This is a genomic window from Mycobacterium sp. 155, from assembly GCF_000373905.1.
Lineage (GTDB): Bacteria > Actinomycetota > Actinomycetes > Mycobacteriales > Mycobacteriaceae > Mycobacterium.
Window position 1 is genome coordinate 933,797 of the sequence record NZ_KB892705.1, and the last position, 14,926, is coordinate 948,722.

Consider the following 14,926-nt stretch of genomic DNA (forward strand, 5'->3'; position numbering starts at 1 on the left):
CAGGAACGCCCTGTCAAGGTCACAAAAGGGCGATAACTTCAGCGGTCATCGGCATTGCCATTCTGACTGCCGCCACCCGGTTGGGTAATGTTGCCGGGGCTACCGTCAGCCGAAACCGTAACGGCCATCCGGCGGCGTGGTGAAGCAGTCGAGAAGGATATGCGTAGAGATGAGCGGGCCGAATCCCACTGAGCCGGTTGCTGCCGGCTCTGATGTGCCGGATGAGCAACCCGGAAAGCATGCCGCACCCGACGAACCGGCAGACGTTGCCGAGGACGCGGGACCGCGGACCGGTGAGTCGGAGACCGAGGCTTACTCACAGGCGTATTCGGCCCCCGAATCCGAGCAGTTCACCAGCGGGCCGTACGTGCCCGCTGATCTGGCGCTCTACGACTACGACTACGACAACTACGACCCGGCCTCCGAACTGGCCGATGATCGTCCGCCGCCACGGTGGCCATGGGTGGTCGGGATCACGGCGATCATCGCCGCCGTCGCGTTGGTGGCCTCCGTCGCGGTCCTTGTGACCCGTGAGGATCACACGTCGAATCTGGCCACACCGTCGAAGAGCACCACCACCTCCAAACCGCCGGTGCAGGACGAGATCACCACGACGACGCCACCGCCATCACCGGAGGCCCCACCGCCGCCGCCGGAGACCCCGCCTCCACCGCCACCGCCGGAAACCGTGACAGTCACGGAGCCGCCGCCTGCGCCGGCCCCCGAGCCCAACCCCGAGCCGCCGCCACCGCCACCCGCAACGAACGCTGCGCCGCCGCCGGCCACGACGCGCGCCGAGCCCCGGCAGGTCACCTACTCGGTGACTGGTACGAAGGCACCAGGAGACATCATCACCATCACCTACGTAGATGGGAACGGCAATCGCCGCACCCTGCGCAACGTGTATATCCCGTGGACCTTCACGATGACCCCGATCTCCAACTCCGACGTCGGGTCGGTCGAGGCATCGAGCCTCTTCCTGGTGAGTCGGCTGAACTGCTCGATCACCACCAGCGACGGGACTGTGTTGAGTTCCAACACCAATAATTCCGCACAGACGGCCTGCTGATGACCGGACCTCTCGAAGACCTCGACGCCACCGACCGGATCCTGCTCGGCGCCGCCGTGGCTGCCTGGCTGGCGGCGTTGGGCGCAGGAGTGGCGGCCATCGTCGCGCTGGTAGATCTGAGCCGCAGCCATTCGCATGGCTCGGACTCGGCCGGCACCCCATGGTTGCTTTACACCGTGATCGGGATATCGGCCGTGGTCATCGTGGCCTCGGTGCCGTTGCTGCTCCGAGCTCGGGCCCAGGCTGACAACTGGCATCAGTCGCAGTCCGCGCGAGGTCCGGTCCAGCCCGAACAATCCGTTCCCGGACGTCGGGTGGTCACCACGGGCCGTACGTCGGAACCCCCGCTTCTGGTGAGTCGCTATGGGGGCGACGACGTGGCCGCGGTCGCCGTCGGGCAGGTGTGGTTGCGTTACACGTTGGCGATCACCGCAGCGATCGGTGCCGCTACGGCAGCGATTGGTATTGCGACGTATCTAATGGCCACTGAAAGCGATCTCGGCGCTTGGATCTGTTACGGCATAGCCGGTTTGGTCACCGCCGGCATGGTCGCCCTGCCCATAGTCGCGCTGCGTCAGCTCGACGAACTCAACGCCGCCTAGGTTCCTTCCTACCGGCCGAATCCCGGCCGCACTTCAAGGCCCTGCCCGCGGCTATACCTTTCCTGCGGCGCACTGTGACGAGCGTGCAGGCTTTGGTGACGACTGGCGATACAGGCGATAGCCAAGCTGCACACTCGCCACAGCGGAGTTGGCTCACCTGGGCGCTGCCCTGCGTGGTGGCCCTGGGCATCGTCTCTCGGACCGGTTGGCGTGGGGGAGGGGAGAGGCCCCGAGACCCCCTGGGCTCAGACGCCTGGCCCGGGGCCCGGCAGTGAAAAAGCAATCGCCGCAATCTCCCTGGGGAAATTGCGGCGATTGCGTTAAAGCCGGTGGAGACGGTCAGTGGTGACCGCTGGTCTCCCCGTCTTCGTGGATGCGGTCCTGATGCTCTTTGAGTGCGGTGAGAGCTTTGTGCTCGGAGGTGTGAGCGGCTTCGGTGAGGGCTTCGTGTTCGACGATGGGATCGGCGTACAAGAAGCTGCCGGTGCCGGGGGCGCCGCCGGAGCCGAGTTTGTTCATCCGCTTGGGTAGGGCCGCACCTTGGTATTCCAGGGGGATGGGGTGACCATGGTCGTCAACCGGTCCCAGTGGCTGGTGCAGTTCGACGTAGGCACCGTGGGGCAGGCGTTTGAGGATGCCGGTTTCGATGCCGTGTTCGAGGACTGCGCGGTCGCTGCGTTGCAGGGAGACGGCCCAGCGGTAGGCGATGTAGTAGACGATGCCCGGTAGGACGACCATGCCGATGCGGCCGATCCAGGTGGTGGCGTTCAGCGAGATGTGGAATTTGAGTGCGATGATGTCGTTCATCGCAGCCAGGGTGAGCACCATGTAGAACGCGATGGCCATGGAGCCGATGGCGGTGCGCACCGGGACATCCCGCGGACGCTGCAACAGGTTGTGATGCGCGTCATCGCCGGTGATCTTCTTCTCGATGAAGGGGTAGGCGATCAGTAGCCCGAAGACAACACCCATGATCACCGCGACCCAGACCACCGCCGGAATGGTGTGACCGAAGGGATAGAACTCCCAGGCCGGCCAGATACGGGCCAGGCCTTCGGTCCACATCATGTAGAAGTCCGGCTGGCTACCCGCGGAGACCTGAGAGGGCTTGTAGGGGCCCAGTTGCCAGATCGGGTTGATGGTCAGCAGGCCGCCCATGAGGCCCAGCACGCCGGTGATCAACGCGAAGAACGCACCGGACTTGACGGCGAACACCGGCATGACGCGCACGCCCACGACGTTGGTCTCGGTACGTCCCGGACCGGGGAACTGGGTGTGCTTCTGGAACCACACGAGTGCCAGGTGAGCGCCGATCAGGGCCAGGATGATGCCGGGGATCAGCAGGATGTGCAGCGCGTAGAGGCGTGGGATGAGGATCGTGCCCGGGAAGTCACCGCCGAACAGTGCCCAGTGCAACCAAGTACCGATCACTGGCATGCCCAGCGAGATCGACGAGAGCGCGGCCCGCAGACCGATGCCGGACAACAGATCGTCGGGCAGTGAGTAACCGAAGTAGCCCTCGAACATCGACAGGATCAACAGCAGCGAGCCGATGACCCAGTTGGCCTCACGCGGGCGCCGGAACGCGCCGGTGAAGAAAATACGGGCCATGTGCACCATGATCGACGCGGAGAACATCAGGGCAGCCCAGTGGTGGATCTGGCGGATGAACAAGCCGCCGCGGACCTCGAAGCTGATGTTCAGCGCCGTCTCGTAGGCGCGCGACATCTGCACGCCCCGAAGGGGTTGGTATACCCCGTTATAGGTCACCTCGGCCATCGACGGATCGAAGAACAAGGTCAGCCAGACACCGGTGATCAGCAGCACGATGAAGCTGTACAGGGCGATCTCACCCAACAAGAACGACCAGTGGGTGGGGAAGACCTTGTTCAGCTGCCGACGTACCGCCGCCGACGGGTGATACCGCGAGTCGATTGCATCGCCTTGCGCGGCAGCCTTCTTGGCAAGGTCAGGGCTCATGATTTGCGCTCCCAGAATGCCGGTCCGACGGGTTCGATGAAGTTGCCGTTGGCAACCAGGTAACCGTCTTTGTCAATGGTGATGGGCAGCTGTGCCAATGCGCGCGCGGCCGGACCGAAGATGGGCTTGGCGAAGTGCAACGCGTCGAACTGCGACTGGTGGCACGGGCACAGGATGCGATAGGTCTGCTGCTCGTACAGCGACGAGGGGCAGCCCAGGTGCGAGCAGACCTTGGTGAAGGCGAACAGCTCACCGAAGTTGAAGCTCTCCTGGCCCCTACGCTTGACCACGCGGTGCATGTCGGCCGGCTTGATGCGGATGAGCATGACCGGGTTGCGCACACCCATGGCGATCTCGGTCAGCTTGTGCTCGGACTCGGTCGTGACGCCGTCACCGTCTGATTCCCGCCAGGGGAACACAGTTTCCATGCCTCCGGCGTCGAGGTCCTCGGGCCGCATCTTGACGAAAGGCGACGAACCGGGCACACCGGTGGCGCGGGCGAGGTAGATCGTCTCGCCGTGGAACCGCGGCGTCCAGCCCGAGGTCCACAGCACGGCTTCCTTGCCGTTGGCGGTGGGAACCACCGGCTTCCACGGGTTCTTGATCAGGCCGCCGATGAATGCCACCAGGGTGCCGGCGCCGAATGCGCCGAGGCCGATGCCCAACGAGAGGCCGATGAGCTTGCGCCGCTTGATCGTCGAGCCCTCGAGCGCGTCGGTGAGGTTGGCCACGACGGTCTTGCGGGCGACCTCGGTGGAACGCCCGTCGTGGCGGTCCTGGATCGAGATCTCCTCTGGGATGAACCTCTTCTGGAAGAGCACCGCGCCCACGCCGATGGCCAGGACCGACAGTCCGAACGTCAGGCCGTACAGCGGGGTGGCCAGTGAATAGAGGAACTGTCCCTCAGAGCCGAAGGGCTTGTACTCCCACGGCCAGAAGATGAACACCAGCAGCAAGGCCAGGCCCGAAAGTCCGGCCAGCAGAAGCCAGTACGCGACGAGACGCTCGGAGCGCTTCTCGGCCTTGGTGCCGGGGACCGGCCAACGAGGTTCCTTGAAGATGGTCTCGACGCCGTCGATCTTGCCGCCGAGCTCGACGAGTTCCTCACGGGTCATCGAGGCCAGTTCGGCGTCGGTCGGCGTGCCCTCGGGGGTGTTGGCGCTCATGCGCGTGCTCCGATCCACATCGCGATGCCGATGGCCGCGACGATTCCGATGATCCACATCGCCATGCCCTCCGGTGCGGGCCCGAAGCCACCCAGGCCGTAGCCGCCGTAGCTCGGGGTCTCGGCCGACTCGCGAACGTAGGCCACGATGTCGCGCTTCTCTTCCGGAGAGAGCTGGCGATCAGAGAACTTGGGCATGTTCTGCGGACCGGTCAGCATCGCGGTGTAGATCTGGGCCGGGTTGGCGTCGCCGAGATCGGGTGCGTACTTGCCGGAGGACAACGCGCCGCCCTTGCCGGTGAAGTTGTGGCACGACGCGCAATTCAGGCGGAACAGGTCGCCACCGCGGGCCACATTCGGTCCCAGCAGCGATTCCTGAGCGACCTGGCCGTTGGCGTCGCGGACGACCGTCGGGCCACCGCCGCTCGCCTGCACATAGGCACCCAGCGCATCGATCTGTGACTCATCGAAGTGCTCGGGCTTGCTCGGGACCTGGGCCTCGCCGCGCATGGCGGGCATGCGGCCGGTGGACACCTGGAAGTACACGGCGGCCTCGCCGGTACCGACCAGGCTGGGTCCACGGTCGGGAACACCCTGCAGGTTGGCTCCGTGGCACGACACGCAGGACGTGTCGAACAGCTGCTTGCCGGTGCGCAACAGGGCCGACTGTGACTCGTCGGCGACCGCCACTTGCGGTGTCGGCGTCAGCGTGGCCGCCACACCCCCCGCGACCGCGAGGCCGATCAGCAGCAGTAGGCCTGCTGACAATCGCCGGCGCAGCCGACGGCGCGACTTGCTGGTCATCGAACTCCTTCTCATCGGACTGATCGGCGAGCCGCCGATCATCGGACTCATCGGCGTGCCGACTTATCGGACGAAGTAGATGGTGGCGAACAGCGCAATCCACACGATGTCGACGAAATGCCAGTAGTACGAGACAACGATCGCCGCGGTGGCCTGTGCAGGAGTGAACTTACTCATCTTGGTGCGCGCCAGCAGGAAGATGAATGCAATCAGACCGCCGATCACGTGCATGCCGTGGAAACCGGTCGCCAGGTAGAACACCGAGCCGTAGGCGCTGCCGGGGATCGTGGTGCCCTCGTGCACGAGCATGAAGTACTCGTAGGCCTGCCCGCCGACGAAGAAAGCTCCCATGAAGAACGTCAGGACGTACCACCGGCGCAGGCCGAACACGTCACCGCGCTCGGCGGCGAACACGCCCATCTGACACGTGAACGACGACGCGATCAGCACCAGCGTGACCGGTACTGCCTCGGCGAGATTCAGATGCGTGGGTGGTGGTGGCCAGACACCCTCTGCCTGGGCGCGGGCCGTGAAGTACATCGCGAACAGCCCAGCAAAGAACATCAACTCACTGGAAAGCCATACTATGGTGCCAACACTCACCATATTTGGGCGGTTCAGCGAATGAACACGCGAGGTGATGGCGGTTCCCGAGGTGCCTATAGCGCTCGTCACATCCGCAAGTATGACGCTTTGTAGTTGTCGAACTCCACCCGGGTCGAGCAATTGGTCGGATTCGTGTCGCGGAGTTCGGGACCGATCAGGGCGGATCTACGGGTCCGACCGGGCCGAGCGATAGCATTCGGCGGTGGTAACCGGATCCTCACAGCCGTTCTCGTCCCCTTCTCAGCCTGGCACGGCGCCCACGTGGTCGCGTGTTCTGGGCTGGCTGACCACTGGGCAGAGCCTGCCCAACGGGTATGCGGACTGGGCGATGGATCAGATCATGACGGGCTCGGCGACCCCGGCGCAGATCGCCGGTTTCGCGGTCGCCATGAAGATGAAACGGCCGACCTCGTCTGAAGTAGCCGAGCTGGCCGACAACATGCTGTCCCACGCCCGCCTGGTCCCGACCGACCGCATCGGCACCGAGACGGTGGACATCGTCGGCACCGGTGGCGACGGGGCCAACACGGTGAACCTCTCCACCATGGCGGCCATCGTGGTGGCCGCCTGCGGTGTGCCGGTCGTCAAGCACGGCAACCGCGCTGCCTCGTCCCTGTCCGGCGGGGCCGACACACTCGAGGCACTCGGAGTGAGGATCGATTTGGGTGCAGACGATCTCGCTCGCAGCGTCGCGGAGGTCGGAATCGGCTTCGCGTTCGCGCCCCAGTTCCACCCGTCCTATCGGCACGCGTCGACCGTGCGCCGCGAGATCGGGGTGCCGACGGTCTTCAACTTGCTTGGGCCGCTGACCAACCCCGCCCGGCCGCGGGCAGGCCTGATCGGTTGTGCGTGGGCAGACCTGGCCGAGGTGATGGCGGGTGTCTTCGCCGCCCGCGGCTCCAGCGTGCTGGTGGTGCATGGCGACGACGGCCTGGACGAGCTCACCACCACGACCACGAGCACTATCTGGCGCGTGCAGGCCGGCACCGTGGAGCGGCTGACGTTCGACCCCGCCGCGTTCGGTTTCGCGCGGGCCGAGATCGGCGAACTGGTCGGTGGTGACGCCGCTACCAACGCCGCCGAGGCGCGTGCGGTTCTTGGCGGGGCCAAGGGGCCCGTCCGGGATGCGGTGGTGCTCAACGCGGCCGGGGCGATGGTTGCCCACGCCGGGCTAGCCAGCGACGCCAAGTGGGTGCCCGCGTGGGAATCCGGCCTGGCGCGTGCTGCCGAGGCCATCGACTCCGGTGCGGCCGAACAACTGCTCGCGCGTTGGGTGCGGTTCGGTCAGCAACTCTGAGACCAGCTCTTGCTCGGCGGCCAGCCGAGCCGATCGGGCCGTCGCGGCCCACGCGGCGTAACGGCCCGCCGATTCCCGCGGCGTCGCATAACCCGGGTCACAAGCGTCTGAATGCGCCTCGCGTCCGCACCGCACGATCCGCACCCCAGGCTGTGCCAGCCAGCGGACGATGAGCGCGGTCTCCTCGACGAGTGCGCCGCCGAGCGGCCCGCTACCCGGCAACACCACCTGAGCCGCGGCACGCAGCGCATCGACGACCGGCATGGGCGGCACGCCGCGCGCAGCACTACCCGCCGCGGCGAGCTGCCCGGACCGGATGACCACCAGCTGCCAGCCGCCCCTGCCATCGCTGCGCGCCGCAACCAGCTCGGGCACTGTGGCCAGGGCCCGCAGCCGCTGCCCCCGCCACAGCGTCTCGATGGCGACCGCGGCATGGTCACGCATCCGGGCCGCGGTCTCGTAGCGGTTGGCTGCGGCGAGTTCGTCGATATGGGCCAGTACGGCCGCCAGCGGAGCGCTGTCGACACCGTCGATCAGGGCGGTGGCCCGCTCGGGTGCGGTGGCGTACGTGGCCGCGTCGACGCCATCGCGCGCCGGGCAGGGTGACAGCTCGCGTACCGGGCAGCGGTGTAGCGCCGTGGCACCGAAGCGGGGAGTGCAGGTCCGGATCCCGGTGAACCGGGCCAGCAGCTCGCCCGTCAGGACCGCGTCGGAACGGGCCGAGAACGGCCCGACGGCGGTGCGGAACCTGGATGATCGCACCGCCGTGTCTGATTGTGGTGCCCGCACCACGGTGAAGCGCGGGAAAGCCTCGTCGGTGAGCGCCACCCACCACCATCGCTGCGGAAACTTGGACCGGCGATTGTAGGGCGGCGCGTGGGCGGCCAGCAGCCGCAGCTCACGGACGCCGGCCTCGAGCTCGTGCGCGCACTCGACGTGGTCGACTCTGCGGGCCAGCGACGTCATCTCCTTCATCCGGGCCCGGGGATCGGCGCCGGTGAAGTATTGCCGGACGCGACGGCGCAGGTCGACGGCGGTGCCGACATAGAGCACCTCGTCGGACGGCCCGCGGAACAGATACACCCCGGGCCGGTTCGGCAGCCGATCTGCCAGTGCCCGGTTACGACGCTGGGCGGGAGTGGTGTTCGGCAGATACGACCGCAGATCGGCATAGGTGTGTATGCCCTGATTGCCGACCCGCTCGATCAAGCCGTGCAGCACGTCCACAGTCGCCCTGGCATCGTCGAGGGCGCGGTGGGTCGGCGTGGTCGACGCTCTGAACAGCTGGGCCAGCGCCGCCAGCCGAACACTGGGTGCCTCGTCGCGGGTAAGGACCCGCCTGGCCAGGCGCACCGTGCACAGCACCGGCGGCCGCGGCCACGGCAACTGGGCCCGCTGCGCCGCCGCGCGCAGGAAGCCGATGTCGAAACCGGCATTGTGGGCCACCAGCACTGCGCCCCTGGAGAATTCGAGGAAGGCCGGCAGAACGCTGTCGATTCTGGGCGCATCGCAGACCATCGCTGAGGTAATGCCGGTCAGTTCGACGATCTGGGGCGGGATGGCGCGGCCGGGGTCGACGAGCGTGGCCAGCTCACCGAGCACTTCGCCCCCGCGCACCTTGACCGCGCCGATCTCGGTGATGGCGTCGTAGCCGCCACCCGGCTGCGTCGCAGTGGCGCGCCCGCCGGTGGTCTCCAGGTCGACCACTACGAAAGTGGTGTCGGCGAGGCTGACTGCCTCCAGCTCGTTCTCGAAGTCCAACGGCAGCTGTCCGATGTCGGCGACGCGACGTTGACCCATGGCACAGACGGTAAGCACGACCACCGACAGCGTGGTGCCGCTGCGCTACTTATCGGGCTTGTCGCTCCAATCCGCTGCGCTACTTGTCGGTACCCGCCGATACCGTGCGGCCAACACCGATCGAGAGGACGGTCAACATGACACATGCGCACCAGCCCGGCAGGCCAGCACCTGACATCGGCAGCGTGACCATCGACTGCGAAGACTGCGCGGTCCGCGGTCCCGGTTGTGAGGACTGCGTTGTCAGTGTGTTGCTTGGCGTGCCTGAGAAGTTGCTGGACGACGAGCGGCGGGCGCTGGAAGTGCTGGCAGACGTGGGATTGGCACCGCGATTGAGGCTCGTGCCGATTCACCGAAACGGGATACCCGGGGTCGCCTGACGACACGCACCGCCCGACGCATAGGAAAATATTCCTCTGAGGCTGTTAGATTTGCATGTCCCGTCGGGGGATTTATATCTCTTGTGGACAAGACCGATACCGTTTCGTAACCTATCTGAGACCTAAGAGCAGTTCGAGGCGGCTCGCTAACGCCAGTTGTGAGGACGAAAACTTGAGGCACGACCGCGCGCACCGGCCCACAAGTCGTGTCAGGCGACCCGTTGCAGGCGCAATCGCGGGCTTGACCGTATTCACCGGCCTGCTCGCCGGCGCCGCGCAGGCCGACCCTGCGCAGGATGCTCTGGCAAAGCTCAATGAGCTATCCAGGCAGGCGGAGCAGACTACCGAGGCGATGCACTCGGCAGAGATCGACCTCAGTAAAAAGGTTGCAGCGCAAGAGGTTGCGGATAAGCAACATGCTGACGACGCGGCGGCCGTGGATACTTCCAAGGCGCAGCTTGCAACCTTTCAGACCGCGGTGGACAAGGTGGCTGCCGCCCAGTACATGGGTGGCCGGACGTCAGGCTTCGACGCGATGCTGACCGCCGATTCGCCGCAGCAGCTGATCGATCAGCTCGCCGTGCAACGGGTGATGGCCGCCGAGATGGCCGGGCAGATGCAGAGCTACCGCGAGGTGGGCAAGCAGGCTGCCGCCGCCGAGGCAGCGTCGGCCAAATCGGCCGCTGACGCCAAGACCGCGGCCGAGCAGGCCGCCGCGGTGCGGGCCGACCTGCAATCCAAGCAAAGCCGGTTGCAGGTGCAGATCGCCATCGTCAAGTCGCAGTACCAGGCCCTCACGCCCGGGCAGCGCGAGGCGCTCGCAGCTGCCCCGCCCGCACCGGTGGCCCCGCCGCCACCAGCTCCTGAGGCATTACCGCCCGCTCAGGATCCCAGTATCCAGGCCTCGGCACCCGACGGGGTTCCCCCCGGCGACGTAGCACCACCGGAGGCCGCGACACCCGGCGACAACGGGCATTCGGCAACCGTCATCCAGGCAGCCCTGAGCCGTATCGGCTCACCGTATTCCTGGGGCGCGGCCGGTCCCGGTTCGTTCGACTGCTCGGGTCTGGTGATGTGGTCGTTCCAGCAGGCCGGCATCTCATTGCCGCATTCCAGCCAAGCCCTGGCCGCGGGCGGCCAGCCGGTGTCGATGGACCAAATCCAGCCCGGTGACCTGGTGACGTATTACTCGGACGCTTCGCATGTCGGCATCTATATCGGTGACGGAATGATGGTGCACGCGTCGACCTACGGCACCCCCGTTCGGGTCGCCCCGGTCAACAATGCGCCGATCTACGACATTCGCCGGTACTGACCTGTCCTTCTCTCGCTCGGTACTGGGCACCGCGCTACTGGTCGAACTGGTCGCCGCGGCCGCGGTGATCTGGTCGGCTGCGCCGCCCGCCCACTCCCCGCCGCTTGCGCAGTCGGCCCAGGCCGTGGTGAACATGTCTCCTACGGTCAGCGTCCCCCAGCCGGTGACGTCGGTGGTTCTGCCGGACGGACGCACCGCACAGTTGCTCGGACTGGGTGGCGCACGCACCGCGAAGCTGCTCGGCCGCTTGGACACCGAGCTGGGTACCGCGGTGGCGGTGGTAACGGCGTTTTGGGGAGCCGATTGGCCGCACGACATCGTCATCGTCGTCGCCGGATCCGACGACCAGTTCCGCGTGCTGGCCGGTGGTGCTGAAGACATCGCCGCGACCACCACAGCCCAGCGCATCATGTTCGCCCCGGACGCTGCCAATATGAGCCCGTCAGCGTTACGAATCGTGCTGCGCCACGAGCTGTTCCACTACGCGGCCCGGGCCCGGACCGCGGCCGATGCGCCGCGCTGGCTCACCGAGGGCGTCGCCGACTATATCGGCCGCCCCGCCGAGGCCCTCCCGGGCCCGGCACGTGCTGCCGAGCTGGCCAAGTTGCCGACAGACGCCGAACTGGACTCGATCGGTGCCGATCGATCGCTGGCCTACGACCGGGCCTGGTGGTTCAGCCGCTACGTGGCCGACCGGTACGGCCCCGGTACGCTGCGCGAACTCTATTTGCGCGCCTGCGGATTCGGTCACCCCGATGTGGCCGAGGCGGTCCGTGAAGTGCTGGGAAGCGATCTCGCGGAGGTACTCGCCGGTTGGCGGCGATGGCTGAGCCGCTAACCTGAACGCCAATGGGTAAGGTAACGGCGCAGTGACGCGGGTTCTGTTGGTCACCAACGATTTTCCGCCGCGTCGCGGTGGTATCCAGTCGTATCTCCAGGCGTTCGTCGAGCAGTTGGTGAGCTCGGGTGAGCATCAGTTGACGGTGTATGCGCCGAAATGGAAAGGCGCCGAGACCTATGACAACAAGGCGTCCGGCTACCACGTGGTGCGGCATCCCACCACGCTGATGATCCCGGAACCGACTGTCGCCACGCGCATGTGCGGGCTCATCGGCGAACACGACATCGATACCGTGTGGTTCGGCGCAGCCGCGCCGCTGGCTTTGCTTGGACCGTTGGCGCGGCGGGCCGGGGCGAGCCGGGTGGTGGCCAGCACCCACGGCCACGAGGTGGGTTGGTCGATGCTGCCGGTGGCCCGCAGCGCCCTGCGCCGCATCGGTGACGACGCCGACATCGTGACGTTCGTCAGCCATTACACCCGGGGCCGGTTCGCGTCGGCGTTCGGGCCCGATGCTGCCCTCGAACACCTTCCGCCCGGGGTCGACACCGACCGGTTCCAGCCCGACCCGGCGGCCCGCGCCGAGATGCGCAAGCGCTACGGCCTGGGTGGCAGCCCCGTAGTGGTGTGCCTATCGCGGCTGGTGCCGCGCAAGGGGCAGGACATGTTGATCCGGGCGCTACCGGCGATGCGGCAGCGGGTGCCCGGCACCATCCTCGTCATCGTCGGTAGCGGACCGTATCTGGAAAAGCTCAAGCAGCTCGCACACGGATGCGGAGTGGCCGAGCATGTGGTGTTCACGGGCGCGGTACCGGGCGACGAACTGCCCGCTCACCACGCAATGGCTGACGTGTTCGCGATGCCGTGCCGCACCCGGGGCGCGGGGCTGGATGTCGAGGGGCTCGGCATCGTCTACCTGGAGGCGTCGGCATGTGGCGTGCCGGTGGTCGCCGGAACCTCCGGTGGGGCACCGGAAACCGTGCTCGACGGACAGACCGGCGCCGTCGTCGACGGCACCGACGTCAGCGCGATCGCCACCGCGGTCGGTGATCTGCTGGCGGACCCGGGGCGGGCCGCCGCCATGGGCGTGGCGGGTCGACACTGGGTCATGGACAACTGGCAGTGGCGGGCCAAGGGGGCCCGCCTCGCCGAGCTGCTGACCGGCTGAGTTCAGTGCCCGCTCGCGGCGCTCAGCTGTAGAGCGCCGCGATGTCGTCTGCGAACTTCTCCGCGACGACCTTGCGCTTGACCTTCAGCGTGGGTGTCAGCTCGCCTGTCTCCTCGGTGAAGTCCACCGGCAGGATACGGAACTTGCGGATGGCCTCGGCCTTGGACACCGCCTCGTCGGCCTCCTTCACCGCCAGGTCGATCTCGGCAACCAGATCCGGATCGTCGGTCAAGTCCGCCACAGTTGCCGTGGCGTCCTTGCCGTTGCGCTGCTTCCAGCCCTCGAACGCCTCCGGGTCGATGGTGATCAGCGCGGCGATGAAGGGCTGCTGGTCGCCGACACACATGGCTTGGCTGATCAGCGGGTGCGCCCGCAGCCGGTCTTCCAGGATGGCGGGGGCGACGTTCTTGCCGCCCGCGGTGACGATGATCTCCTTCTTGCGGCCCACGATGGTCAGGAAGCCGTCGTCGTCGATGGAGCCGAGATCGCCCGTGTGGAACCAGCCGTCCTGGATGGCCTCGGCCGTGGCCTGCTCGTTGTTCCAGTAACCGTTGAACACCACGCCGCCCTTGACCAGCAACTCGCCGTCATCGAAGAGCCGCATGCTGTTGCCGGACAACAACTTTCCAACCGAGCCGATCTTGAGCGCACCGACCTGGTTGACGGTGATGGCCGCGCTGGTCTCGGTCAGCCCGTAGCCCTCGTAGATGGTCAGGCCGACGCCGCGGTAGAAGTGCCCGAGCCGCGCGCCCAGCGGTGCGCCGCCGGAGATCGAGGCGCGGCAGTCTCCGCCGAGCGCCGCCCGCAGCTTGCCGTACACCAGCTTGTCGAACAGCGCGTGCTTGACCTTGAGCACCAGGCTTGCACCGCCGGCGTCGAGGGCCTGGCTGTATTCAATCGCAGTGGCCACGGCCTGGTCGAAGATCCAGCCCTTGCCGTCGTTGCGGGCATTCTGCTCGGCGGTGTTGTACACCTTCTCGAACACGCGCGGCACCGACACCACCAGCGTCGGCTTGAACACCCCGAACATCGGGACCAGGTTCTTGATGTCGCTGCTGAACCCGAGCGCCACCTTGTTGGTGAACGCGGCGACGGTGATCGCCCGCGACAGCACATGGGCCAGCGGCAGGAACACCAGCATCCGTTGGCCCTTGGTCAACAGGGCCGGGAACGCAGCCTTGGCGCCGTGGATCTCGGAGAGCAGGTTGGCGTGGGTGAGCTCGCAGCCCTTGGGTAGACCGGTGGTACCCGAGGTGTAGATCAGTGTGGCCGGGTCGGACGATTTGACCGCGGCGAGACGTGTTTCGAATTCGCCGGGGTCGACGGAGGCGCCGGCTTCGGCCAGTCTGTCGAGTGCGGCGGGGCCGGTGCCCTCGATGCGCAGCACCTTGCGCACGGTGGGCACCTGATCGTGTAACTGCTCGACGCGTTCGGCGTGCGCGTCGGTTTCGGCGATCACCAGTACCGCCGAGGAGTTGTCCAGCACGTGGCGGATCTGCTCGGCCGCCGAGGTCTCGTAGATCGGCACAGTGACCGCGCCGATGGACAGGATGGCGAAGTCGATGATCGGCCACTCGTAACGGGTCGCGGACAGGATCGCCACCCGGTCACCGGGCTGTACCCCTTCGGCGATCAAACCCAAAGCGGTCGAACGGATCTGCGCCGCGGCCTGGGCACATGTGACGTCGGTCCAGGCGCCGTCGACCAGACGCTGGAAGATGGCGTAGTGGGGGTCGTCGCGCTCATGGGTGTAGACGGCATCGACGACGGTGTCATGCTCGCCGATCTGGAACGATGCCGGAACGCTGTACTCACGCACGATCTGGGCCCCTTAGTCGCCGATGGCGGAACTTCCGCGCGCCAAGCCTAGTCGGCCGCGTGGGTCACCCGGCAGCGCATGTG

The 14,926-nt window shown here is 66.7% G+C and carries 12 protein-coding genes and 1 pseudogene; 7 read left to right on the top strand and 6 right to left on the bottom strand.

All coding sequences use genetic code 11. The features are described 5' to 3' along the window. The first annotated feature begins 169 nt into the window (after positions 1-169). Both B133_RS0104305 and B133_RS0104310 read left to right on the top strand, forming a co-directional pair. On the top strand, positions 170-1,069 hold the full coding sequence (locus B133_RS0104305) for an MmpS family transport accessory protein (protein ID WP_026255952.1): 900 nt from the start codon (positions 170-172) through the stop codon (positions 1,067-1,069). Next, positions 1,069-1,671 (top strand): DUF2561 family protein, encoded by a 603-nt coding sequence (locus B133_RS0104310; protein ID WP_018599487.1) that lies wholly within the window; start codon positions 1,069-1,071, stop codon positions 1,669-1,671. Before B133_RS0104305 ends, B133_RS0104310 begins: the two co-directional genes overlap by 1 nt. Positions 1,672-2,010: 339 nt before the next feature. On the opposite strand, the gene B133_RS0104315 is transcribed toward B133_RS0104310, so the two are convergent. From B133_RS0104315 to B133_RS0104330, 4 genes are read right to left on the bottom strand one after another with little or no spacing between them, the layout of a single operon-like run. Further along, positions 2,011-3,651 carry a cytochrome bc complex cytochrome b subunit gene (locus tag B133_RS0104315; protein WP_018599488.1) on the bottom strand — a complete coding sequence of 547 codons (1,641 nt, stop codon included), beginning with the start codon at positions 3,649-3,651 and terminating at the stop codon, positions 2,011-2,013. Then, positions 3,648-4,817, bottom strand: a complete 1,170-nt coding sequence (locus B133_RS0104320) for a ubiquinol-cytochrome c reductase iron-sulfur subunit (RefSeq protein WP_018599489.1) — start codon at positions 4,815-4,817, stop codon at positions 3,648-3,650. The genes B133_RS0104315 and B133_RS0104320 overlap by 4 nt, the downstream gene beginning before the upstream one ends. After that, positions 4,814-5,635: a c-type cytochrome gene (locus tag B133_RS0104325; protein ID WP_198291035.1), complete on the bottom strand. Its 822-nt coding sequence runs from the start codon at positions 5,633-5,635 to the stop codon at positions 4,814-4,816. Before B133_RS0104325 ends, B133_RS0104320 begins: the two co-directional genes overlap by 4 nt. Before the next feature lie 48 nt (positions 5,636-5,683). Then, complete coding sequence (locus B133_RS0104330) at positions 5,684-6,295, bottom strand: heme-copper oxidase subunit III (protein ID WP_081618176.1); 612 nt, start codon at positions 6,293-6,295, stop codon at positions 5,684-5,686. A gap of 133 nt (positions 6,296-6,428) precedes the next feature. Here B133_RS0104330 and trpD point away from each other — a divergent pair, with 133 nt between their 5' ends. Continuing rightward, positions 6,429-7,523, top strand: coding sequence for an anthranilate phosphoribosyltransferase (trpD, locus tag B133_RS23545; RefSeq protein ID WP_232423257.1), 1,095 nt, complete (start codon positions 6,429-6,431; stop codon positions 7,521-7,523). Here the strand turns inward: trpD and B133_RS0104345 are convergent. Further along, a pseudogene (locus B133_RS0104345) lies at positions 7,461-9,323 on the bottom strand (DEDD exonuclease domain-containing protein); the annotation flags it as partial. The gene trpD and the pseudogene B133_RS0104345 overlap by 63 nt on opposite strands. Positions 9,324-9,460: 137 nt before the next feature. Between B133_RS0104345 and B133_RS0104350 the strand changes: the two are divergent. The 4 genes from B133_RS0104350 (at position 9,461) to pimB (ending at position 13,024) form a co-directional block, all read left to right on the top strand. Beyond that, positions 9,461-9,703, top strand: a complete 243-nt coding sequence (locus B133_RS0104350) for a hypothetical protein (RefSeq protein ID WP_018599495.1) — start codon at positions 9,461-9,463, stop codon at positions 9,701-9,703. Between the two features lie 172 nt (positions 9,704-9,875). After that, positions 9,876-11,018: a peptidoglycan hydrolase RipC gene (ripC, locus tag B133_RS0104355; protein ID WP_026255955.1), complete on the top strand. Its 1,143-nt coding sequence runs from the start codon at positions 9,876-9,878 to the stop codon at positions 11,016-11,018. Further along, the gene (locus B133_RS0104360) at positions 10,987-11,856 is read left to right on the top strand and encodes a hypothetical protein (protein ID WP_018599497.1); all 870 of its coding nucleotides are present in this window, start codon (positions 10,987-10,989) and stop codon (positions 11,854-11,856) included. Before ripC ends, B133_RS0104360 begins: the two co-directional genes overlap by 32 nt. Positions 11,857-11,887: 31 nt before the next feature. Next, complete coding sequence (gene pimB / locus B133_RS0104365; RefSeq protein ID WP_018599498.1) at positions 11,888-13,024, top strand: GDP-mannose-dependent alpha-(1-6)-phosphatidylinositol monomannoside mannosyltransferase; 1,137 nt, start codon at positions 11,888-11,890, stop codon at positions 13,022-13,024. A gap of 22 nt (positions 13,025-13,046) precedes the next feature. Here the strand turns inward: pimB and B133_RS0104370 are convergent, their stop codons facing one another. After that, positions 13,047-14,843: a long-chain fatty acid--CoA ligase gene (locus tag B133_RS0104370; RefSeq protein ID WP_018599499.1), complete on the bottom strand. Its 1,797-nt coding sequence runs from the start codon at positions 14,841-14,843 to the stop codon at positions 13,047-13,049. Between the last annotated feature and the right edge of the window lie 83 nt (positions 14,844-14,926).